Below are 22698 nucleotides of genomic sequence, written 5' to 3' on the forward strand. Positions count from 1 at the left end.
TTCGGGGTAACGCTGACGACTCATGGCACCTCCTATTTGGGCCTCATTATGAGGCTTGGAGGTGTCTACGAAACCAGGGGCGATTCACCCCAAAAATTTCTACCGCATGGGTATGCCGTTGTAGAAAAAGATTTCGCTCCACAAATGACCGCAGCGACTCATCGGGTTGAATTCTCAACAGCATGAAACGGCTCGTTGATGGTGAGGCTAGGTCGGTAGAAGGGCAAGGGGCCGAGAAGCCTCGCAGGAGGCGAGAGGCTGGGCCTCATCGACTCCTGCGACAGTTTTAATTCTCTAAAACCACACCCTTTGCTCAGCGCAACCGCTTACTCCACCGTCACCGACTTGGCCAGGTTACGCGGCTGGTCGACGTCAGTGCCTTTGAGCACGGCCACGTAGTACGACAGCAGCTGCAGCGGGATGGTGTACAGGATCGGTGCCAAGGCATCGATGATGTGCGGCACCTTGATCACGTGGGTGCCTTCGCCGTTGCCCATGCCCGACTGCTCATCGGCGAACACCACCAGCTCGCCGCCACGCGCGCGGACTTCCTGCAGGTTCGACTTGAGCTTTTCCAGCAGCTCGTTGTTCGGCGCAACAGTGACCACCGGCATGTCGGCATCGACCAGCGCCAGCGGGCCGTGCTTGAGCTCGCCAGCGGGGTACGCCTCGGCGTGGATGTAGGAGATCTCCTTGAGCTTGAGCGCACCTTCCATCGCCACCGGGTACTGGGCGCCACGGCCGAGGAACAGGGTGTGGTGCTTGTCGGCGAACAGTTCGGCGGTCTTCTCGACCACGCTGTCCATCGCCAGGGCTTCGCCCAGACGCGTCGGCAGGCGGCGCAGTTCCTCGACCAGCTCGGCTTCGACGCCCGCTTCGAGGCTACCGCGTACCTGACCCAGGGCGAGGGTCAGCAGCATCAGCGAGACCAGCTGGGTGGTGAAGGCCTTGGTCGAAGCAACGCCGATTTCCGGGCCGGCCAGGGTCAGCAGGGTCAGGTCGGATTCACGCACCAGCGAGCTGATGCCAACGTTGCAGATCGCCAGGCTGCCAAGGAAACCCAGCTCCTTGGCGTTGCGCAGCGCGGCCAGGGTGTCGGCGGTTTCGCCCGACTGGGAGATGGAAACGAACAAGGTGTCCGGCTGCACCACCACCTTGCGATAGCGGAACTCACTGGCGACTTCGACCTGGCACGGAATACCCGCCAGGCTTTCCAGCCAGTAACGGGCGACCATGCCCGCATGATAGCTGGTGCCGCAGGCGACGATCTGTACATTGCGCACCTTGGCGAACAGCTCGGCAGCCTGTGGACCGAACGCCTGGACCATCACGTGATCCTTGCCCAGACGGCCTTCGAGGGTACGCTGCACCACCGACGGCTGCTCGTGGATTTCCTTGAGCATGAAGTGGCGATAGGCGCCCTTGTCGGCCGCCTCGGCGCCTTCGTGGTACTGCACGGTCTCGCGTTGCACCTTGCTGCCGGCCTGGTCCCAGATGCTCACCTGGTCGCGGCGGATTTCGGCGATATCGCCTTCTTCCAGGTACATGAAACGGTCGGTGACCTGGCGCAGGGCCAACTGGTCGGAGGCGAGGAAGTTCTCGCCATGGCCAAGACCGATCACCAACGGGCTGCCGCTGCGCGCGGCCACCAGGCGGTCGGGCTGCTTGACGCTGATCACCGACAAGCCATAGGCACCGTGCAGGCGCTTGACCACCGCCTTGAACGCATCGGTCAGGTCGGGAATGCTCTTGAGGGTGTGGTGGATCAGGTGAACGATCACCTCGGTGTCGGTCTGCGAGGTGAATACATAGCCCAGGCCCTTGAGCTCTTCACGCAGTTCCTCGTGGTTCTCGATGATGCCGTTGTGCACCACGGCCACTTCCTGGCCGGAGAAGTGCGGGTGGGCATTGTGCTCGGTCGGCGCGCCGTGGGTTGCCCAACGGGTGTGGGCGATGCCCAGGTGACCGTTGAGCGGCTCGGCAGTCACCGCGGCTTCCAGCTCGCTCACCTTGCCGATGCGGCGACGACGATCGAGCTCGCCCTGCTGGGTGATGACGGCCAGGCCCGCGCTGTCGTAACCGCGGTATTCCAGGCGCTTGAGGCCCTCGATGAGGATGGAGGTGATATTGCGCTCGGCGACTGCACCGACGATTCCACACATGGTCATTGCTCCTGGCTGATCGCGGCGCAGATCAGGTTGATGCCGCGGGCTTGAATCTGTTCGCGTGCCGCTGCGGGCAGGCGATCATCTGTAATAAGGGTGGTAACGCTGCTCCAGGGCAGCTCGAGGTTGGGGATCTTGCGTCCGACCTTGTCCGATTCGACCATCACGATCACTTCCCGGGCCACTTCCGCCATCACCCGGCTCAGGCCGAGCAGTTCGTTGAAAGTGGTGGTGCCGCGGTTCAGGTCGATGCCGTCGGCACCGATGAACAACTGGTCGAAATCGTATGAGCGTAGTACCTGCTCGGCGACCTGGCCCTGGAACGACTCGGAATGCGGGTCCCAGGTGCCGCCGGTCATCAGCAGCACCGGTTCGTGCTCCAGCTCGCTGATGGCACGGGCCACGTTCAGGGAGTTGGTCATCACGACCAGACCGGGCTGGCGGCCCAGTTCCGGGATCATCGCGGCGGTGGTACTGCCACTGTCGATGATGATGCGTGCGTGCTCACGGATGCGTCCGACAGCGGCTCGGGCGATGGCTTTCTTGTAGCTGGAAACGGGCTGAGCGGCTTCGCCAAGCATCTCCTGCGGGACGGGCACCGCGCCGCCGTAGCGACGCAGCAGCAGGCCGTTGGCTTCCAGTGCGGCGAGATCCTTGCGGATGGTCACTTCCGAAGTTTCGAAACGCTTGGCCAACGCGTCCACACTCACCTCGCCCTGCTCGGCGAGCAAGGCCAGGATATTGTGGCGGCGCTGGGGGGTATTTCGTTTCGACATGAGCTTGTAAGTTTCGGTTCGAAAGATAATGGTTGCAATCAAAACCTAAGATGAAGGATTCGTCAAGCAGCGAATAGACTTACCTGGTAACGCTACTCCCTGTGGGAGCGGGCTTGTCCGGCAATAAAAAAGCCGACTTACTCACATAAGTCGGCTTTCGATCGAAACGTCTGTGGATAACTCAGCTTTTCTTGATCTTCTCTGGCCGTTTCCAGCCATCGATGTTGCGCTGACGCGCGCGGGCTACTGCCAACTGAGCGGCTTCGACCGACTGGTTGATGGTCGAGCCCGCCGCAGTGGTGGCGCCATCCTTGATTTCCACAGGCGCAACCAGCGAGTTGTTCGAGCCGATGAACACATCTTCGCCTAGGACGGTCTTGAACTTGTTCGCGCCATCGTAGTTGCAGGTGATGGTACCCGCGCCGATATTGGTGCGCGCACCGATCTCGGCGTCGCCCAGATAAGTCAGGTGACCGGCCTTGGCGCCTTCGCCCAGACGGGCGTTCTTCAGCTCGACGAAGTTACCCACATGGGCCTTGGCTTCCAGTACGCTGCCTGGGCGCAGGCGAGCGAACGGGCCGGCATCGCTGCCCTCGCCCATCACCGCACCTTCGATGTGGCTGTTGGCCTTGATCACGGCGCCCTTGCGCAGGGTGCTGTTCTTGATCACGCAGTTCGGGCCGATCTGCACATCGTCTTCGATGACCACCTTGCCTTCGAGAATGACGTTGATGTCGATCAGCACATCGCGCCCCACGATCACCTCGCCACGCACGTCGAAGCGCGCGGGATCACGCAGGGTCACGCCCTGGGCCATCAGTCGGCGTCCTTCGCGCAACTGGTAATGACGCTCGAGCTCGGACAGTTGCAGACGGTCGTTGGCGCCCTGCACTTCCATCGCGTCATGGGGCTGTTCGGTGGCAACCACCAGGCCATCGGCCACGGCCATGGCGATCACGTCGGTGAGGTAGTACTCGCCCTGGGCGTTGTTGTTGGACAGACGCCCCATCCAGTCTGCCAGACGCGCGGCCGGCATCGCGAGGATGCCCGTGTTGCCTTCCTTGATCGCTCGCTGTGCATCACTGGCGTCCTTGTGCTCGACGATGGCCGCAACCTGACCTTGGGCATCACGCACGATGCGGCCGTAACCGGTTGGATCCTGCAGGGTGACGGTCAGCAGGCCGAGTTGCTGTTCATTGACCTTGGCCAGAAGCCGCTCGAGCGTGCCCACCTCGATCAATGGCACGTCGCCATAGAGCACCAGCACGGTATCGGCGGTGATCGCCGGCAGTGCCTGGGCGACGGCATGGCCGGTGCCAAGCTGCTTGTCCTGCATGACGAAATTCAGGTCGTCAGCCGCCAAGCGTTCACGCACCAGCTCTGCACCATGGCCGATGACCACATGGATGCCCTTTGGCTGCAACTGTCGCGCGCTGTGGATAACATGGCCAAGCATGGAATTACCAGCAACCGGGTGCAGCACCTTGGGCAGCGAGGAGCGCATGCGAGTGCCTTGGCCTGCGGCGAGAATAACGATATCGAGGGACATTGACTGGCTACCAATCCTGGGCGGTCAGGGATGTGACCGAAGGCGAAAATTCGGAAAAGAAAAAGGGTAGCCGAGGCTACCCTTTAACTCAATCGCAACGCAGGTTACCGGGAGGACCGGATCACTTGCCCTTGCGCAATTGCTGGACAGTACGCAGCTGAGCTGCAGCCTCGGCCAGACGTGCGGCAGCAGCGCCGTAGTCGAAGTCCGAGCCTTTAGTGTTCAGCGCGTTCTCGGCAGCCTTGAGGGCTTCCTGAGCCTGAGCTTCGTCCAGGTCGGCAGCACGTTGCACGGTGTCGGCGAGAACCTTGACCATGTTCGGCTGCACTTCGAGGAAGCCACCGGAGATGTAGAACACCTCTTGAGTGCCACCCTGCTTGGTCAGCGTGATCGGACCCGGCTTGAGATTGGTGATCAGCGGCGCGTGGCCTGGAGCGATACCCAGATCGCCCAGGTTGCCGTGCGCTACTACCATCTCGACCAGGCCGGAGAAGATCTCTCCCTCTGCGCTGACGATGTCGCAATGGACTGTCATAGCCATCTGCTTGCCTCAACCTGATTAGCGCCCCTTGCGGGGCGCCGGGATTACAGTTTCTTGGCTTTCTCGATCGCTTCGTCGATGCTGCCGACCATGTAGAACGCTTGTTCTGGCAGGTGGTCGTAGTCACCTTTGAGGATGCCGCTGAAGCCAGCGATGGTGTCCTTGAGCGGAACGTACTTGCCTGGCGAGCCGGTGAAGACTTCGGCCACGAAGAACGGCTGCGACAGGAAGCGCTGGATCTTACGAGCGCGGGCAACCAGTTGCTTGTCGGCTTCGGACAGTTCGTCCATACCCAGGATCGCGATGATGTCCTTCAGCTCTTTGTAGCGCTGCAGAACATACTGAACGCCACGAGCGGTCTCGTAGTGCTCGGTGCCGATCACGTTCGGGTCCAGCTGGCGCGAAGTCGAATCCAGTGGGTCGACCGCTGGGTAGATACCCAGGGAGGCGATGTCACGGGACAGAACGACGGTGGCGTCCAAGTGGGCGAAGGTGGTCGCTGGCGACGGGTCGGTCAGGTCGTCCGCAGGTACGTATACGGCCTGAACGGAGGTGATCGAACCTTCCTTGGTCGAAGTGATGCGCTCTTGCAGAACGCCCATCTCTTCAGCCAGGGTCGGCTGGTAACCTACTGCCGAAGGCATACGGCCCAGCAGTGCGGATACTTCAGTACCGGCCAGGGTGTAACGATAGATGTTGTCGACGAACAGCAGAACGTCGTTACCTTCGTCACGGAACTTCTCAGCCATGGTCAGGCCGGTCAGCGCAACGCGCAGACGGTTTCCTGGTGGCTCGTTCATCTGACCGTAGACCAGCGCTACCTTGTCGAGAACGTTGGAGTCCTTCATCTCGTGGTAGAAGTCGTTACCCTCACGAGTACGCTCACCCACACCAGCGAACACGGAGTAACCGCTGTGTTCCATGGCGATGTTACGGATCAGTTCCATCATGTTTACGGTCTTGCCGACACCGGCACCACCGAACAGACCAACCTTACCACCCTTGGCGAACGGGCAAACCAGGTCGATAACCTTGATGCCGGTTTCCAGCAGGTCGTTGCCGCCTGCCTGGTCAGCGAAGGAAGGCGCTGGCTGGTGGATACCGCGACGCTCTTCTTCGCCGATCGGGCCGGCTTCGTCGATCGGGTTGCCGAGGACGTCCATGATACGGCCCAGAGTGGCCTTACCAACTGGAACGGAGATGGCCGCGCCGGTATCGACGACGTCCAGACCGCGCTTCAGGCCTTCGGTCGAGCCCATCGCAATGGTACGAACCACGCCGTCGCCCAGCTGCTGCTGAACTTCCAGGGTGGTTTCCGCGCCTTGTACTTTCAGCGCGTTGTAAACACTCGGCACGACGTCACGTGGGAATTCCACGTCGATGACGGCGCCGATGATTTGAACGATACGTCCGCTACTCATAGCTGGATCCTCTGAATTTTTGAACCGTTAAACCGCGGCAGCGCCGCCGACGATTTCCGAGATCTCCTGGGTGATCGCAGCCTGACGCGCCTTGTTGTAGATCAATTGCAGCTCTTTGATCAAATCACCGGCGTTGTCTGTGGCGTTCTTCATGGCGATCATCCGGGCCGCTTGTTCAGCAGCGTTGTTCTCGACCACCGCCTGGTACACCTGCGACTCCACGTAACGCACCATCAAGCCGTCCAGCAGCTCTTTTGCGTCGGGTTCGTACAGGTAATCCCAGTGATGCTTGAGATCCTGATCCGGGGTTGCCACCAACGGTACCAATTGCTCGACCGTCGGTTTTTGGGTCATGGTGTTGATGAACTTGTTCGAAACCACCGAGAGGCGATCGATACGGCCATCGAGGTAGGCGTCCAGCATCACTTTGACGGAGCCGATCAGATCGTTGATCGATGGCTCTTCGCCCAGGTGGCTGATCGCGGCTACGACGTTGCCGCCAAAGATGCGGAAGAAAGTCGCACCCTTGCTGCCGATCACGCACAGGTCGATTTCCACGCCCTGTTCGCGGTTTGCGCTCATGTCCTTGACCAGGGCCTTGAACAGGTTGGTATTCAAGCCACCGCACAGACCACGGTCACTGCTCACCACGATATAACCGGCACGCTTTACAGGGCGCTCGATCATGAACGGGTGGCGGTATTCCGGGTTGGCGTTGGCCAGATGACCGATCACCTGGCGGATACGCTCCGCGTAAGGACGGCTAGCAGCCATGCGCATTTGTGCCTTGCGCATTTTGCTGACCGCCACTTTCTCCATGGCGCTGGTAATTTTTTGCGTGCTTTTGATGCTCGCAATCTTACTGCGAATCTCTTTTGCGCCTGCCATGTATCACCTATCAGGTTAGCAAGCGGGGGCCGGAGCCCCCGCTGCGGCTTACCAGGTCTGGGTGGCCTTGAACTTCTCGATACCGGCTTTCATGCCAGCGTCGATTTCGTCGTTGAAGTCACCTTTCACGTTGATCTTGGCCAACAGCTCGGCGTGATCACGGTGGAAGTAGGCGATCAGCGCTTGCTCGAAGCTGCCGACCTTGGAGACTTCTACGTCAGTCAGGAAACCACGCTCAGCGGCGTACAGCGACAGGGCCATGTCGGCGATCGACATTGGCGCGTACTGCTTCTGCTTCATCAGCTCGGTAACGCGCTGACCATGCTCCAGCTGCTTGCGGGTAGCCTCGTCCAGATCCGAAGCGAACTGGGCGAATGCAGCCAGTTCACGGTACTGAGCCAGTGCGGTACGGATACCGCCGGACAGCTTCTTGATGATCTTGGTCTGAGCGGCACCACCTACACGGGATACCGAAACACCGGCGTTCACTGCAGGACGGATGCCCGAGTTGAACATGGCCGATTCCAGGAAGATCTGACCGTCGGTGATCGAGATCACGTTGGTCGGAACGAACGCGGAAACGTCGCCAGCCTGGGTTTCGATGATCGGCAGGGCGGTCAGGGAACCGGTCTTGCCAGTCACTGCGCCGTTGGTGAACTTCTCGACATACTCTTCCGAAACGCGCGATGCACGCTCCAGCAGACGGGAGTGGAGATAGAACACGTCGCCTGGGTACGCTTCACGTCCTGGTGGACGGCGCAGCAGCAGGGAGATCTGACGGTAGGCAACAGCCTGCTTGGACAGGTCATCGTAGACGATCAGGGCGTCTTCACCGCGGTCACGGAAGAACTCGCCCATGGTGCAGCCGGCGTATGGCGCCAGGAACTGCAGTGCGGCGGATTCCGAAGCACTGGCAACGACCACGATGGTGTTGGCCAGGGCGCCGGCTTCTTCCAGCTTGCGAACGATGTTGGCAACGGTGGAACGCTTTTGGCCGACAGCAACATAAACACAGAAAATACCGGAGTCTTTCTGGTTGATGATGGCGTCGATGGCCATGGCGGTCTTGCCGATCTGGCGGTCACCGATGATCAGCTCACGCTGGCCACGGCCGACTGGGATCATGGCGTCGACGGACTTGTAGCCAGTCTGTACAGGCTGGTCTACCGACTTACGCCAGATCACGCCTGGAGCCACTTTCTCGACCGCGTCGGTCTGAGTGTTGCCCAGAGGACCTTTACCGTCGATCGGGTTGCCCAGTGCGTCAACGACGCGACCCAGCAGTTCCTTACCAACCGGAACTTCCAGGATGCGGCCGGTGCACTTGGCGCTCATGCCTTCGGCGAGGGTGTCATAGGCACCCAGGATCACTGCACCTACGGAGTCTTGCTCCAGGTTCAGTGCCATGCCGAATACGCTGCCAGGGAACTCGATCATTTCGCCGTACATGACGTCGGCCAGACCGTGGATCCGCACGATACCGTCGGATACCGAAACAACGGTACCTTCGTTACGGGCTTGGGAGCCGACATCGAGTTTCTCGATGCGACCCTTGATGATTTCACTAATTTCGGAAGGATTGAGTTGCTGCATTGCTCTGCTGCCCCTTCAAACTCAAGATTTCAATGCTTCGGCCAGTTTCGCGATCTTGCCGCGAACCGAGCCATCGATTACCAGGTCGCCGGCGCGGATGACGACGCCGCCGATCAGGCTGGCATCCTCCGACGCGTGCAGGCGCACTTCCCGGCTGAGCCGTGCACTGAGAACCTTGGCGAGTTTGTCTTGCTGTTCTTGGTTCAACGCAAAAGCACTGGTGACTTCCACGTCCACGGATTTCTCTTGCTCGGCCTTGTACAGGTCGAACAGAGCGGCGATCTCCGGCAGAAGCAGGAGACGGTCGTTTTCCGCGGCAACATGAATGAAATTCTGTGCCTGTACATCGAACTTGTCACCGCACACTTCAATGAATGCGGCGGCCTTTTCTGCGCTAGTCAGTTGCGGGGCCTTGAGCAGGCGCTGCATGGTGCCGTCTTCCGACACCGCAGCAGCCAGGCCGAGCATGGCTGACCAATTGGCCAGTTGCTGCTGGGCCTGGGCGTGCTCGAAAGCTGCCTTAGCGTAAGGTCGGGCCAACGTGGTCAGTTCTGCCATGATCGCCCTCGCTTAAATTTCAGCGGCCAGTTTGTTAACCAGCTCCGCATGCGCGTTTTGATCGATTGTGGCGCCAAGGATCTTTTCAGCGCCGCCAACGGCCAGGGCACCCACTTGGGCACGCAGGGCGTCTTTGATGCTGTTGAGTTCCTGTTCGATCTCGGCTTGAGCCTGAGCCTTCACACGGTCAGCTTCGACGCGAGCCTGATCACGGGCTTCCTCGACAAGCTGAGCAGCGCGTTTCTTGCTTTGCTCAATGATTTCGGCTGCCTGTGCTTTTGCTTCACGCAGTTGCTGACCCGCTTTCTCTTGGGCCAGCTCCAGGTCGCGAGCTGCGCGGTTGGCAGCGTCCAAGCCGTCGGCAATCTTCTTTTGGCGCTCGTGCAGAGCAGTGATGACCGGAGGCCATACATACTTCATGCAGAACAGCACAAAAATCAGAAAAGCAACGGATTGGCCAATCAGGGTTGCATTAATGTTCACGCCAACACCTCGCTCGGTCTTTGTCCATCACACCAATCAACTCGTAGGAACGAGTGATTAGCCGGCGATCTGACCAACGAAGGGATTCGCGAAGGTGAAGAACAGAGCGATACCAACACCGATCATGGTTACGGCGTCGAGCAGACCGGCAACGATGAACATTTTGACCTGCAGCATCGGAACCATCTCAGGCTGACGAGCAGCGCCTTCCAGGAACTTGCCGCCCAGCAGGCCGAAACCAATGGCGGTACCCAGAGCACCCAGGCCGATCAGCAGAGCAACAGCGATAGCGGTCAGACCAACTACAGTTTCCATCTTTCCTCCCGACTTTTACGTCGTATTGGTTAGGTTTTTTAATTGAAGCGGTAAAACAAATCGTTTGAAACAACTGCCCTTGCGGACTTTTTCAGTCTTCCCCCCGAACAGGCGGGGAAGACTATCAGACACGCCAGGCGGTCTTAATGGTTATCTTCGTGCGCCATCGACAGGTAGACGATGGTGAGCATCATGAAGATGAATGCTTGCAGAGTGATGATCAGGATGTGGAACACGGCCCACGCCCACTGCAGCACCACACCCAGGCCGCTCAGCCAGAGGATGCCGGTGCCGAACATCACGGCGATCAGGATGAACACCAGCTCGCCGGCATACATGTTGCCGAACAGTCGCAGTGCCAGGGAGATCGGTTTGGCGATCAGGGTGACGAATTCCAGCAGGAAGTTCACCGGGATCAGCAGGATCTGCACGAAGATGTTCTTGCTACCGAACGGGTGGAGCGTGAGCTCGCCGATGAAGCCGCCGATGCCCTTGACCTTGATGCTGTAGAAGATGATCAGCGCGAACACGCTCAGGGCCATGCCCAGGGTGGCGTTCGGGTCGGTGGTCGATACAGCACGGAACGGAATGTGCGGATCGCCCGAGATCAGGATCGCCAGCTGCGGAATCCAGTCGACCGGTACCAGGTCGATGGCGTTCATCAGGAACACCCAGACGAAGATGGTCAGGGCCAGCGGTGCGATGACCGGGCTACGACCGTGGAACGAGTCCTTCACGCTGCCGTGAACGAAGTCGACCAGTACTTCGACGAAGTTCTGCAGGGCACCGGGCTGACCGGAGGTCGCCTTCTTGGCCGCCATGCGGAAGATGAACAGGAAGATCAGACCCAGTGCAACGGACCAGCCCAGGGTGTCCAGGTGGAATGCCCAGAAGCCCATTGCCTTGGCTTCGGCAGCCGAATGGGCCAGGCCCCAGCTGCCGTCTGGTAGTTGACCGTAGGTCAGGTTCTGCAAGTGGTGCTGGATATAGCCCGAAGCGGTTTCTGCTGCCATGGTTGCCTCAAACGCCCTAAGGTCTCGAAAGTCTTTTATTCATCAGCAGTGGCGCGAACCAGCTGACCGTGAGAGTCAGCAGGAAGACGCCGAATACTGCTAACGGCGCCAGTGGCTTCACTCCTGCAAAGGTCAGTGCGAACAGCACTGCCGTCAAAATCAATTTGCCTGCCTCGCCTGCGTAGAACGACTTGACGATGGCCTGCGCCGCCCGGGCTCCGCTGAAGCGAAAAGCCTTCCAGGCGAAATACACGTTGGGCAGCCAGCCGATCAAACCTCCACAGAGGCCCGAATAACCGCTGACCTTGCCCTGCCACTGCCACAACACCAACGTTGCCAGCAATAACACCCCAAATTGAGCCAGCAGTACCGGGAAAACCGCCCAGCGATGGAAAGGCAGGCGGTTTGGCGTGCGGATTTCCATCAAAACTGCTCCTCGAAAGTCGACTGCCCAGTCAGCTATGACTTGGCATAATTTGTGCCGACAAAATGCGCGCAGAGTATAGGGGTGGATTAACCCCTATTCAACTCTTGGGTAGTGATTTCCGACTGCGCGCTACAACGGGAATTGTTTCAGCGGATGTGAGCAAGTACACCCTGAAGCTCGTCGAGGGAGTTGTAGCGGATGACCAGCTGGCCCTTGCCCTTGTCGCCATGGCGAATCTGCACCGATGAGCCCAGGCGCTCTGCCAGCCGCTGTTCCAGCCGGGCGATATCCGGATCAGGTTTGCTCGATTCCACCGGCTCAGGCTTGCCGTTGAGCCACTGACGGACCAGTGCCTCGGTTTGGCGCACGGTGAGGCCTCGTGCGACAACATGTCGCGCCCCTTCTTCCTGCCGGCTCTCCTCGAGCCCCAGCAAGGCGCGCGCATGGCCCATTTCCAGGTCGCCGTGGGCGAGCATGGTCTTGATCGCCTCAGGAAGGCTGATCAGGCGCAGCAGGTTGGCCACGGTGACACGCGACTTGCCCACGGCATCGGCCACCTGTTGCTGGGTCAGCTCGAACTCCTGCTGCAACCGCTGCAGGGCAAGGGCTTCTTCCAGCGGGTTGAGATCCTCGCGCTGGATGTTTTCGATCAGCGCCATGGCGATGGCGGCTTCGTCCGGCACCTCGCGGACCATGGCCGGGATAGTGTCCAGGCCTGCCTGCTGGGTGGCGCGCCAGCGACGCTCACCGGCGATGATTTCGTAGCGGCCTTCGCCAATCGGGCGAACCACGATCGGCTGCATCACGCCATGATTGCGGATCGAATGCGCCAGCTCCTCCAGCGCCTCCGGGTCCATGTCACGGCGAGGTTGGTACTTGCCACGCTGGATCAGTTCGACCGGCAGGCGCTGCAGTTCCTTCTGGTCGACCGTGACAGCCTGCTCTTCGAGCGCGCTGACGGAAGGACCACTGAGCAGTGCATCCAACCCACGTCCGAGACCGCGTTTCTTGATGGCCATGCGGATTCCTTAAGTTGTTTGTGCAGTGCGGGATTGACGGCGCTGACGGCGCACCAGTTCCCCAGCCAGGGCCAGGTAGGCGAGCGCACCACGTGATTGCTTGTCGTAGGCCAGCGCCGGCATACCGAAGCTCGGAGCCTCGGCCAGGCGAATGTTGCGCGGTATCACGGTGTCGTAGAGCTGATCGCCGAAATGCTCCTTGAGCTGGGCCGAAACATCGTTGTTCAGGCTCAGGCGCGGGTCGTACATGGTCCGCAGCAGGCCTTCGATCTTCAGCTCCGGGTTCAACCGGGCAGCGATGCGCTTGATGTTATCCACAAGGTCGCTCAGGCCTTCCAGCGCGTAGTACTCGCACTGCATGGGGATGATCACGCCATCGGAAGCGACCAAGGCGTTCAGCGTCAGCATCGACAACGAAGGCGGGCAGTCGATGAGGATGTAGTCGTAGTTGTCGCGGATAGGCGCCAGCGCGTTGCGCAGGCGGCTCTCCTTCATCTGCATTTCCAGCAGCACCACCTCTGCGGCGGTGAGGTCACGGTTGGCGGGCAACAGCTGGAAGCCGCCGTGCTCGGAGTACTGCATGGCCTGGGCCAGGTCGCATTCCCCGATCAACAGGTCGTACACCGAGTGCTCGAGCTCGTGCTTGTCCACACCGCTGCCCATGGTGGCATTGCCCTGTGGATCGAGGTCGATCAGCAGCACGCGACGCTTGGTCGCGGCCAGCGATGCGGCGAGATTGATGCAGGTGGTGGTCTTGCCGACACCACCCTTCTGGTTCGCGATTGCGAATACCTTAGCCATTGTTGCGTGTGTTCCCAGTCAAGCCTTGCGGCGCAGTATCAGCAGATGGCGCTGGCCCTGGCAACCTGGAACGGTCAGGGCCTGCTCGCTTTCCACTGTGAAGTCTGCGGGCAATGCTACCAGTTCATCGGCAGGATGCAGCCCCTTCATTGCAAGCCATTGCGTACGGGCGTCACCCAGATGGCGGGTCCAGTTGGTGAAATTCTCCATGCTGCTGAACGCCCGGGAGATGATGCCGCAGAACGGTTGCTCGGGCTGAACCTCTTCCACACGGCTGTGGATAACCGTCAGGTTGTCGAGTTTCAGCTCCATCTTCACCTGCGTCAGGAAGCGGGTCTTCTTGCCGTTGCTGTCCAGTACCGTCACCTGCTTGTGCGGATGCAGGATAGCCAGCGGGATACCCGGCATGCCGCCGCCGCTGCCAACATCCAGCCAGCGTTGCGTGTCGCTGTGGATAAACGGCATGACGCTGAGGCTGTCGAGCAGATGACGCGATACCATCTCGTCCGGATCGCGCACTGCGGTCAGGTTGTAGGCCTTGTTCCATTTGATCAACAGGGCCAGGTACCCAAGCAGCAGTTCGTGCTGCTGCGCACTCAGCTCGACTCCGAGCTGGCGCGCACCTGTGGACAACTCTTCGGCATGTTGCGGGGTGACCAGGGAACTCAAGCGCTTTGCTCCAATTCGCGGCCAGCGCCGCGTTTTTTCAGGTGAATCAGCAACAGAGAAATTGCCGCCGGGGTAACGCCGGGAATACGGGAAGCCTGGCCGAGGGTTTCCGGACGGGTCTGGCCGAGCTTGCTCTGGATTTCCTTGGACAACCCGGAAATGCCAGCGTAGTCGATATCCACAGGCAGGCGAGTGTCTTCGCTGGCGCGCAGACGGGCGATCTCGTCCTGCTGGCGATCGATGTAGCCGGCGTACTTGGTCTTGATCTCGACCTGTTCGGCCACCTGGGGATCGATGACATCACCGCCCGTGGCTTCGATCAGCCCGGCGTAGTCGATCTCGGGGCGCGCCAGCAGGTTGAGCAGGTTGTACTCGTGGGCCAGCGGTGTACCGAACTTATCCACAACGGCTTGGCCTTGCGGCGTGCCCGGGCGGATCCAGGTGCTCTTCATGCGCTGTTCCTCGCGCTCGATGCCTTCGCGCTTGGCGGTGAAGGCGGCCCAGCGCTCATCGTCGACCAACCCCAGCTCGCGGCCTTTCTCGGTCAGGCGCAGATCAGCGTTGTCTTCGCGCAGGATCAGCCGGTATTCGGCACGCGAGGTGAACATGCGGTAAGGCTCCTGGGTGCCCAGGGTAATCAGGTCGTCGACCAGTACGCCGATGTACGCCTCGTCACGGCGCGGGCACCAGCTTTCGCGGCCCTGCGCACGCAGTGCGGCGTTGGTACCGGCCAGCAGGCCCTGGGCGCCGGCTTCTTCGTAGCCGGTGGTGCCGTTGATCTGGCCAGCGAAGAACAGGCCGCCGATGACCTTGGTCTCGAGACTGTACTTGAGGTCACGCGGGTCGAAGTAGTCGTACTCGATGGCGTAACCCGGACGCACGATGTGCGCGTTCTCCATGCCGCGGATCGAACGGACGATCTGCAACTGCACATCGAATGGCAGCGAAGTCGAGATGCCGTTGGGATACAGCTCATGGGTATTCAGGCCTTCCGGCTCGATGAATACCTGATGGCTTTCCTTGTCGGCGAAGCGATGGATCTTGTCCTCGATCGACGGGCAGTAGCGCGGGCCGATGCCTTCGATCACACCGGAGTACATCGGCGAGCGGTCGAGGTTTGAGGCGATGATCTCGTGGGTGCGGGCGTTGGTGTGGGTAATCCAGCAGCTGACCTGGCGCGGGTGCATCTGCGCATTGCCCATGAACGACATCACCGGGATCGGGGTATCGCCGGGTTGTTCGCCCATCACCGAGAAGTCTACCGAGCGGCCATCGATACGGGGCGGCGTGCCGGTTTTCAAACGGCCAACGCGCAGCGGCAGTTCACGCAGACGATGAGCCAGGGCAATGGCGGGAGGATCACCGGCGCGACCACCGGAGTAGTTCTGCAGGCCGATGTGGATAAGTCCACCGAGGAAGGTGCCGGTAGTCAGCACCACAGAGTCGGCGAAGAAGCGCAGGCCCATCTGTGTCACCACGCCCTTGACCTGGTCCTGCTCGACGATCAGGTCATCGCAGGACTGTTGGAATATCCACAGGTTCGGCTGGTTTTCCAGGATCTCGCGGACCACGGCCTTGTAGATGGCGCGGTCGGCCTGTGCACGAGTGGCGCGCACAGCCGGGCCCTTGCGGTTGTTCAGGATGCGGAACTGGATGCCGCTCTTGTCGGTGGCAAGCGCCATGGCGCCGCCGAGTGCATCGATTTCCTTGACCAGGTGGCTCTTGCCGATACCACCGATGGCCGGGTTGCAACTCATGTGACCGAGGGTTTCCACGTTATGGGTCAGCAGCAGGGTTTTCACACCCATGCGTGCGGACGCAAGCGCAGCCTCGGTACCGGCATGGCCGCCGCCGATGACGATCACTTCAAAACGGGAAGGGAAATCCACCACGCACCTCGTGCCTGTTTTGCGAATAGAGAAGGTAAGCCGACAAGTATAGGGACTTCACCCGCTCTAGTGAAACCGTCTGAGCAAATTTTGACCAGTCTGTGGATGAATGGCGGCAATAGAAATCAAAAAGGAAAAATTTATAAAAGCTTTGTTTTTATGTTTATTCTTAGGCGGCTATCCACATGTGGATAAGTGAATTGAGGCCAGTATCCATGCCGCCTTCAGAGAATCATAACCCTGTGTCGAAGGGGGGTTGAGGGTTCTGGATAACGGCGTTTAACCTGTGGATTAAAGTACGTGTTACCCACAGGCGGGATTGTCCTCAGAAAAAAAGCCTGGTTATCAACGGACCTGAAGGCCAGTTTTCCACAGGGCTTCTGGTGATGGTTTTCGGTCTGTGGATGAGATCTACAGTGGGTAATCGATTCGCGGGCAAGCCCACGTTTCTGACAGGCAAAAAAAAGCCGCTCCTGGCTGGAGCGGCCTTGGTGTTACTGAGCTGTGGATTATTTACCGATACAGAAGCTCGAGAAGATCCTTCCCAACAAGTCATCCGAGCTGAATGCGCCGGTGATCTCTCCCAGGGCCTGTTGAGCATGGCGCAGGTCCTCTGCCAGCAACTCACCGGCACCAGCGAGCGTCAGTTGGGCATGACCATGATCGAGGTGGGCGCTGGCCTGGCGCAGTGCATCCAGATGCCGCCTGCGCGCACTGAAGCTGCTTTCCGCAGTCTGTTCGTAACCCATGCAGGCCTTGAGGTGATCACGCAGCAGATCCAGGCCTGTAGCGTCGCCCTTCGCACTGAGGGTGATCGTCACGTGGCCATCATCACTCTGCTCGATACCGACGCTCTCGCCGCTCAGGTCGGCCTTGTTGCGAATCAGCGTGACTTTTGCAGGGTCCGGCCGCTGATCGAGGAACTCCGGCCACAAGGCGAACGGATCGTTGGCCTCGGGCGCAGTGGAATCCACCACCAGCAGTACCCGGTCTGCCTCGCCAATCGCCTTGAGTGCGCGTTCCACGCCAATCTTTTCCACATGATCGTCGGTGTCGCGCAGACCTGCGGTATCCACCACGTGCAACGGCATGCCATCGATGTGGATATGTTCGCGCAGGATGTCCCGGGTGGTGCCAGCGATGTCGGTGACGATCGCCGCCTCGCGTCCGGCCAATTGGTTCAGCAGGCTCGACTTGCCGGCATTCGGACGGCCTGCAATCACCACCGTCATGCCGTCACGCAGCAACGCCCCCTGCCCCGCCTCACGCTGAACTGTGGACAAGTCGTCCCGGACGGCTTCCAGCATCTTCAGCACATGGCCATCGGCGAGAAAGTCGATTTCCTCCTCCGGGAAGTCGATCGCCGCTTCAACGTAGATGCGCAGGGCGATCAGCGCTTCGGTCAATGCATGCACCCGCTTGGAAAACGCCCCCTGCAGCGAGCGCAACGCATTGCGTGCGGCTTGGGTGGAACTGGCTTCGATCAGGTCGGCGATCGCTTCGGCCTGGGCCAGGTCGAGTTTATCGTTGAGGAACGCCCGCTCGCTGAACTCGCCAGGACGGGCGAGACGACAACCCAACTCGACACAGCGCTGCAACAGCATGTCGAGCACCACCGGCCCTCCATGCCCCTGCAGTTCCAGGACGTCTTCACCAGTGAACGAGTTGGGGCCAGGGAAGAACAGCGCAATGCCTTCATCCAGGACCAAACCACCGTCGGCACGAAATGGCCCGTAGTGGGCATGGCGCGGAGTCAGTGTGCGGCCGGTGATGGCCTGCCCGGCCTGGCTGGCCAGTGGCCCGGACAAGCGGACGATACCGACGCCACCGCGGCCCTGGGCGGTGGCGATGGCGGCAATGGTTTCACGCACGGTGTTCATGCTCGACAGCCTCTACGACAAAACGACGGATAGCAAAAACGCCCCACGAAGGGGCGTTTTTATTCACAGGCTAACGGGTCAACCTGTCAAGCAGCCGCTTTTTTCGTGGCTGCTTCGATACGGCGGGTGATGTACCACTGCTGAGTGATCGACAGGCAGTTGTTCACAACCCAGTACAGCACCAGACCTGCCGGGAACCACAGGAAGAAGAAGGTGAAGATGATTGGCATCATTTTCATGACCTTCGCCTGCATCGGATCCGGTGGGGTCGGGTTCAGACGCTGCTGGATGAACATGGTGGCGCCCATGATGATCGGCAGGATGAAGAATGGATCCTTGATCGACAGGTCGGTAATCCACAGCATCCAAGGGGCCTGGCGCATCTCGACGCTTTCCAGCAGTACCCAGTACAGGGCCAGGAACACCGGCATCTGCACCAGGATCGGCAGGCAGCCGCCCAGCGGGTTGATCTTCTCTTTCTTGTACAGCTCCATCATCGCCTGGGACATCTTCTGGCGATCGTCACCGAAGCGTTCCTTGAGCTGGGCCAGTTTCGGCGCCACGGCACGCATGCGCGCCATCGAGCGGTAGCTGGCAGCCGACAGCGGGAAGAACAGACCCTTGATGAGCATGGTCAGAACGATGATCGACCAGCCCCAGTTACCCAGCAGGCTGTGGATATGTTGCAGCAGCCAGAAGATCGGCTGAGCGATGAACCACAGGAAGCCGTAGTCGACGGTCAGCTCCAGGCCTGGGGACAACTCTTTGAGCTTGGACTGGATCTTCGGACCTGCATACAGCACGGCGCTGGTCTCGACCTTGCCGCCGGCAGGAACGTTCAGCGCCGGGCCGGTGTAGCCGATGATGTAGTTGCCCTGGCTGTCCTTGCGGGTCTGGACCACGTTGTTGTCCGACTTGGCCGGAATCCATGCGGTCACGAAGTAGTGCTGCAGCCATGCTACCCAGCCGCCAGACACATTTTCTTTCAAATTACCTTTGTCGATGTCCTTCATCGACACCTTCTTGTACGGCTCCGAACTTGTCCACAGGGCAGCGCCCAGGTAAGTCGCGGTACCGGTCGCGGTGCTCGAGGAAGGATCGGAGCTGGCGTCACGCTTGAGCTGGGCAAACATGTTGCCGGTCCAGGCTGCACCGCTCTGGTTGTCGATCAGGTAGCTGACGGTCAGGTCGTACTCACCGCGCTTGAAGCTGAAGCGCTTGATGTAGTTGACGCCGTTATCGCTGAACTTGAGGTCGACCACCAATTGGTCCTGACCGTCGGTCAGCTGGAAGCTCTTCTGGTCGGCAGCGTACAGGGGACGACCGCTCGAACGGGCGTCCGGGCCATTCGCGCCGGTCAGGCCGCTCTGCGCCAGATAGACACGCTCGCCGCCGTTGTCGAACAACTGGAAGGCGATGTCCGGATGATCCTGACGGCGTGGGTACTTGGGCAAGGTCAGCTGGACGATGTCACCGCCGACCGGGTCGATAGCCAGGTCCAGGACATCGGTCTTGACCCGGATCAGGTCCTTGCTGAGCGCGACTGGCGCGATTTCAGCGGGGCTGGCTTCGGCATTGGCGCTCGGCACATCGGCGCTGGCGCCGTTATTGCCGGCCGGCACGGTGTCCGGCAGAGCCGGTGCAGCGTTGCTGGCAGCAGTATGCTGAGTCGGCAGGGCTGCCTGACCATAGTCCTGGTTCCACTTGAGGACCAGAACGTAGGACACGATTGCCAGGGCGACGATCAGGATCGTGCGTTTAATATCCATGATTACTCGGCTATCGAAGAAGTTCGGGAGGAAGGAGCAGGCGGGACGGGATCGAAACCGCCATCATTCCACGGATGACAACGACCCAGGCGACGAACGGCAAGCCACCCGCCACGCAAGAGGCCATGGTTTTCTATGGCTTCATACGCGTAACAGGAGCAACTGGGGTAGAAACGACAGTGACTGGCCATCAGAGGACTAATGGCGTAACGGTAGAACTGGATCGGAACGAGGGCCAGTTTACGCATTGTGACTGTCTACCCGTGCGGAATCGGCAGGTACCGCTGGAGAGGGCCGACTGCGGGCCAGGCGCTTCCAGAGTTTGCCAAAGTGTTGGTGCAATTCTGGGTTTTCTATCTCACCCAACCCCTTGCGCGCGACGATCACGATATCCAGCCCGGCCAGACTTTGCTGGTTCAGACGGAATGAGTCGCGCATCAGGCGTTTAAGGCGGTTGCGTTGAACGGCGAGCTTGACGCTCTTCTTGCCGATCACCAGGCCGAGGCGTGGATGATCGAGGCCGTTCTCGCGGGCAAGGATGAGCAGGCTTTTCCCTGGAACCTTGCCGGTTGGGGAGTCGAAGACTGCTTTGAAATGCCGGGGTGTAAGCAGTCGCTTATCCCGACTGAAGTCCTGACTCACCACCTGTGCCGAAAAATCAAATTGCCAGACGCTTACGGCCTTTGGCACGACGACGCGACAGAACAGCGCGGCCGTTCTTGGTGGCCATACGGGCACGGAAACCGTGGGTGCGCGCGCGCTTGATGGTGCTTGGTTGGAAAGTACGTTTCATGGCGTGTTACCTGGGTTGTCGACAACGGGCCGGGATGGCCCCCTTTTTAAGAGACCGGCGATTCTAGAGAAAGCAAGCCGATAGGTCAATTTCCAACCAGCATTCCTTATAGACGGCCTTTCCCCTCTGCCAGCCTGAGGACCGGTTGATTCATACGGAACAGATGCTCAACATGTAAAAAAAGAGAGACATATAGAAAGCTTTTTTGAAGAACTTATAGATCTTAAGTGGATAAGTATCTGTGGATAACCTATTGCAGGCCACAATCCATCGACTGTACAGAGAATCATAAGTATGTCGGTAACAGGTGCTCTGGCTGTGCCGGACCCGCGGAAAAGCTGTGGATGGAACAGGCATTTATCCACAGCTGAATTATCCACAGGGCTGAGCCCAGGGTTGTGCATAGCCCTCATGTGCGGTTATCCACAGGGCTTATTTTCCGCTTGAAAGGTCGTTTTTGCCGCTAAATGACTGATTTGGCACAGCTCAACACACCACGACATGTGGATAAGTGACTGCTCGCCCGGTACAATGGCGGTTTGTTTTTGCCTCATCCGGCTTTCAACTCAGGGGATATCCGTGTCAGTGGAACTTTGGCAGCAGTGCGTGGAGCTTCTGCGCGACGAACTGCCTGCCCAGCAATTCAACACCTGGATCCGTCCGCTACAGGTCGAAGCCGAAGGCGACGAGTTGCGCGTCTATGCGCCTAACCGTTTCGTTCTCGATTGGGTCAATGAAAAGTACCTCGGCCGCCTGCTCGAACTGCTGGGTGAACAAGGAAACGGCCTTGCACCTGCCCTCTCCTTATTAATAGGCAGCCGCCGCAGCTCCGCTCCACGAGCGGCACCTAACGCACCGGTCAGTGCTGCGGTCGCCGCATCCCTGGCCCAGAGCCAGGCCAAGCCGGCTGTTCAGCCAACAGCGGTTGCCAGTGCACCGGTCACGGCGCTCGAGCCTGAGTTGGTCAGTGAGGTGCAGGAATCTACGTCCCACGATGGTTTCGATGGGGTGGGTGATTCGACGCCTGCGCCTGCGGCAACCACCCGTACCGAGCAACGGACCGTCCAGGTCGAAGGTGCGCTCAAGCACACCAGCTACCTGAACCGAACCTTCACCTTCGAGACCTTCGTGGAGGGTAAGTCCAACCAGCTGGCGCGCGCTGCGGCCTGGCAGGTTGCCGACAACCCCAAGCATGGTTACAACCCGCTCTTCCTTTATGGTGGCGTGGGCCTGGGTAAGACGCACTTGATGCACGCTGTGGGTAACCACCTGCTGAAGAAGAACCCGAATGCCAAGGTCGTCTACCTGCACTCGGAGCGCTTCGTCGCCGATATGGTCAAGGCGTTGCAGTTGAACGCAATCAACGAATTCAAGCGCTTCTACCGTTCGGTGGACGCGCTGTTGATCGACGATATCCAGTTCTTCGCCCGCAAAGAGCGTTCCCAAGAAGAGTTCTTCCACACCTTCAATGCCCTGCTTGAGGGTGGACAGCAGGTCATCCTCACCAGTGACCGCTACCCTAAAGAGATCGAAGGCCTGGAAGAGCGCCTGAAGTCGCGTTTCGGTTGGGGCCTGACGGTGGCTGTCGAGCCACCGGAGCTTGAAACCCGCGTGGCGATCCTCATGAAGAAGGCCGACCAGGCCAAAGTCGAACTGCCGCACGATGCTGCGTTCTTTATTGCCCAGCGCATCCGCTCCAACGTGCGTGAACTGGAAGGTGCGTTGAAGCGGGTCATTGCTCACTCGCACTTCATGGGGCGAGATATCACCATCGAGTTGATTCGCGAATCGCTCAAGGATCTGCTGGCGCTGCAAGACAAACTGGTCAGTGTGGATAACATCCAGCGCACGGTCGCCGAGTACTACAAGATCAAGATCTCCGATCTGTTGTCCAAGCGCCGCTCGCGCTCTGTCGCGCGCCCGCGGCAGGTGGCCATGGCGTTGTCCAAGGAGCTGACCAACCACAGTCTGCCGGAGATCGGCGACATGTTCGGCGGTCGGGACCACACCACCGTGCTGCACGCTTGCCGCAAGATCAACGAATTGAAGGAATCCGACGCGGACATCCGCGAGGACTACAAGAACCTGCTGCGCACGCTGACCACCTGATGGGTGCCGGCGCAGCTCTTTGAAGGCAAGGGACTAGACC

General features: G+C 59.8%; 23 protein-coding genes. 2 read left to right on the top strand and 21 right to left on the bottom strand.

The window, feature by feature from the left end:
* A partial coding sequence (locus ACPZMI_RS17990) for a hypothetical protein (protein WP_426352758.1) occupies positions 1–186 on the top strand: 186 nt, incomplete at its 5' end.
* Between the two features lie 140 nt (positions 187–326).
* Here ACPZMI_RS17990 and glmS read toward each other — a convergent pair.
* The 21 genes from glmS to rpmH all read right to left on the bottom strand — a co-directional run bounded on the left by glmS (position 327) and on the right by rpmH (position 20549).
* Positions 327–2162 (bottom strand): glutamine--fructose-6-phosphate transaminase (isomerizing), encoded by a 1836-nt coding sequence (gene glmS / locus ACPZMI_RS17995; RefSeq protein WP_186670171.1) that lies wholly within the window; start codon positions 2160–2162, stop codon positions 327–329.
* A gap of 2 nt (positions 2163–2164) precedes the next feature.
* Positions 2165–2941, bottom strand: a complete 777-nt coding sequence (locus ACPZMI_RS18000; RefSeq protein WP_063541896.1) for a DeoR/GlpR family DNA-binding transcription regulator — start codon at positions 2939–2941, stop codon at positions 2165–2167.
* A gap of 181 nt (positions 2942–3122) precedes the next feature.
* Positions 3123–4490 carry a bifunctional UDP-N-acetylglucosamine diphosphorylase/glucosamine-1-phosphate N-acetyltransferase GlmU gene (gene glmU / locus ACPZMI_RS18005; protein ID WP_186670173.1) on the bottom strand — a complete coding sequence of 456 codons (1368 nt, stop codon included), beginning with the start codon at positions 4488–4490 and terminating at the stop codon, positions 3123–3125.
* Between the two features lie 121 nt (positions 4491–4611).
* Positions 4612–5031: a F0F1 ATP synthase subunit epsilon gene (locus ACPZMI_RS18010; protein WP_054893003.1), complete on the bottom strand. Its 420-nt coding sequence runs from the start codon at positions 5029–5031 to the stop codon at positions 4612–4614.
* A 44-nt stretch (positions 5032–5075) separates the two neighbouring features.
* On the bottom strand, positions 5076–6452 hold the full coding sequence (gene atpD / locus ACPZMI_RS18015) for a F0F1 ATP synthase subunit beta (RefSeq protein WP_186670175.1): 1377 nt from the start codon (positions 6450–6452) through the stop codon (positions 5076–5078).
* 27 nt (positions 6453–6479) lie between these two features.
* The gene (gene atpG / locus ACPZMI_RS18020; RefSeq protein WP_003253195.1) at positions 6480–7340 is read right to left on the bottom strand and encodes a F0F1 ATP synthase subunit gamma; all 861 of its coding nucleotides are present in this window, start codon (positions 7338–7340) and stop codon (positions 6480–6482) included.
* A gap of 48 nt (positions 7341–7388) precedes the next feature.
* On the bottom strand, positions 7389–8933 hold the full coding sequence (atpA, locus tag ACPZMI_RS18025) for a F0F1 ATP synthase subunit alpha (protein WP_054893006.1): 1545 nt from the start codon (positions 8931–8933) through the stop codon (positions 7389–7391).
* 21 nt (positions 8934–8954) lie between these two features.
* A complete protein-coding gene (locus ACPZMI_RS18030) occupies positions 8955–9491 on the bottom strand; it encodes a F0F1 ATP synthase subunit delta (protein WP_054893007.1) in 537 nt (178 codons plus the stop codon).
* A 12-nt stretch (positions 9492–9503) separates the two neighbouring features.
* Positions 9504–9974, bottom strand: a complete 471-nt coding sequence (locus tag ACPZMI_RS18035) for a F0F1 ATP synthase subunit B (protein WP_054893008.1) — start codon at positions 9972–9974, stop codon at positions 9504–9506.
* Between the two features lie 57 nt (positions 9975–10031).
* A complete protein-coding gene (atpE, locus tag ACPZMI_RS18040) occupies positions 10032–10289 on the bottom strand; it encodes a F0F1 ATP synthase subunit C (RefSeq protein WP_003097235.1) in 258 nt (85 codons plus the stop codon).
* A gap of 143 nt (positions 10290–10432) precedes the next feature.
* On the bottom strand, positions 10433–11302 hold the full coding sequence (atpB, locus tag ACPZMI_RS18045; protein WP_054893009.1) for a F0F1 ATP synthase subunit A: 870 nt from the start codon (positions 11300–11302) through the stop codon (positions 10433–10435).
* A 16-nt stretch (positions 11303–11318) separates the two neighbouring features.
* Positions 11319–11726 carry a F0F1 ATP synthase subunit I gene (locus tag ACPZMI_RS18050; protein ID WP_054893010.1) on the bottom strand — a complete coding sequence of 136 codons (408 nt, stop codon included), beginning with the start codon at positions 11724–11726 and terminating at the stop codon, positions 11319–11321.
* Between the two features lie 149 nt (positions 11727–11875).
* Positions 11876–12748 (bottom strand): ParB/RepB/Spo0J family partition protein, encoded by an 873-nt coding sequence (locus tag ACPZMI_RS18055; RefSeq protein ID WP_054893011.1) that lies wholly within the window; start codon positions 12746–12748, stop codon positions 11876–11878.
* 9 nt (positions 12749–12757) lie between these two features.
* Positions 12758–13549, bottom strand: coding sequence for a ParA family protein (locus tag ACPZMI_RS18060; protein WP_063541904.1), 792 nt, complete (start codon positions 13547–13549; stop codon positions 12758–12760).
* Positions 13550–13567: 18 nt separating this feature from the next.
* Positions 13568–14218, bottom strand: a complete 651-nt coding sequence (gene rsmG, locus ACPZMI_RS18065; RefSeq protein ID WP_186670178.1) for a 16S rRNA (guanine(527)-N(7))-methyltransferase RsmG — start codon at positions 14216–14218, stop codon at positions 13568–13570.
* A complete protein-coding gene (mnmG, locus tag ACPZMI_RS18070) occupies positions 14215–16107 on the bottom strand; it encodes a tRNA uridine-5-carboxymethylaminomethyl(34) synthesis enzyme MnmG (protein ID WP_065864648.1) in 1893 nt (630 codons plus the stop codon). Before mnmG ends, rsmG begins: the two co-directional genes overlap by 4 nt.
* Positions 16108–16616: 509 nt before the next feature.
* Complete coding sequence (gene mnmE / locus ACPZMI_RS18075) at positions 16617–17987, bottom strand: tRNA uridine-5-carboxymethylaminomethyl(34) synthesis GTPase MnmE (RefSeq protein ID WP_186670182.1); 1371 nt, start codon at positions 17985–17987, stop codon at positions 16617–16619.
* A gap of 86 nt (positions 17988–18073) precedes the next feature.
* The gene (yidC, locus tag ACPZMI_RS18080; protein ID WP_426352759.1) at positions 18074–19756 is read right to left on the bottom strand and encodes a membrane protein insertase YidC; all 1683 of its coding nucleotides are present in this window, start codon (positions 19754–19756) and stop codon (positions 18074–18076) included.
* Positions 19757–19758: 2 nt separating this feature from the next.
* On the bottom strand, positions 19759–20004 hold the full coding sequence (yidD, locus tag ACPZMI_RS18085; protein WP_011536514.1) for a membrane protein insertion efficiency factor YidD: 246 nt from the start codon (positions 20002–20004) through the stop codon (positions 19759–19761).
* The gene (rnpA, locus tag ACPZMI_RS18090; RefSeq protein ID WP_411384517.1) at positions 19997–20401 is read right to left on the bottom strand and encodes a ribonuclease P protein component; all 405 of its coding nucleotides are present in this window, start codon (positions 20399–20401) and stop codon (positions 19997–19999) included. The genes yidD and rnpA overlap by 8 nt, the downstream gene beginning before the upstream one ends.
* A 13-nt stretch (positions 20402–20414) precedes the next feature.
* On the bottom strand, positions 20415–20549 hold the full coding sequence (gene rpmH, locus ACPZMI_RS18095) for a 50S ribosomal protein L34 (protein ID WP_003253163.1): 135 nt from the start codon (positions 20547–20549) through the stop codon (positions 20415–20417).
* A 579-nt stretch (positions 20550–21128) separates the two neighbouring features.
* Here rpmH and dnaA point away from each other — a divergent pair.
* Positions 21129–22658, top strand: a complete 1530-nt coding sequence (dnaA, locus tag ACPZMI_RS18100; RefSeq protein ID WP_186670186.1) for a chromosomal replication initiator protein DnaA — start codon at positions 21129–21131, stop codon at positions 22656–22658.
* Positions 22659–22698: the final 40 nt, after the last annotated feature.

This window comes from Pseudomonas wayambapalatensis (genome assembly GCF_049942315.1).
GTDB lineage: Bacteria > Pseudomonadota > Gammaproteobacteria > Pseudomonadales > Pseudomonadaceae > Aquipseudomonas > Aquipseudomonas wayambapalatensis.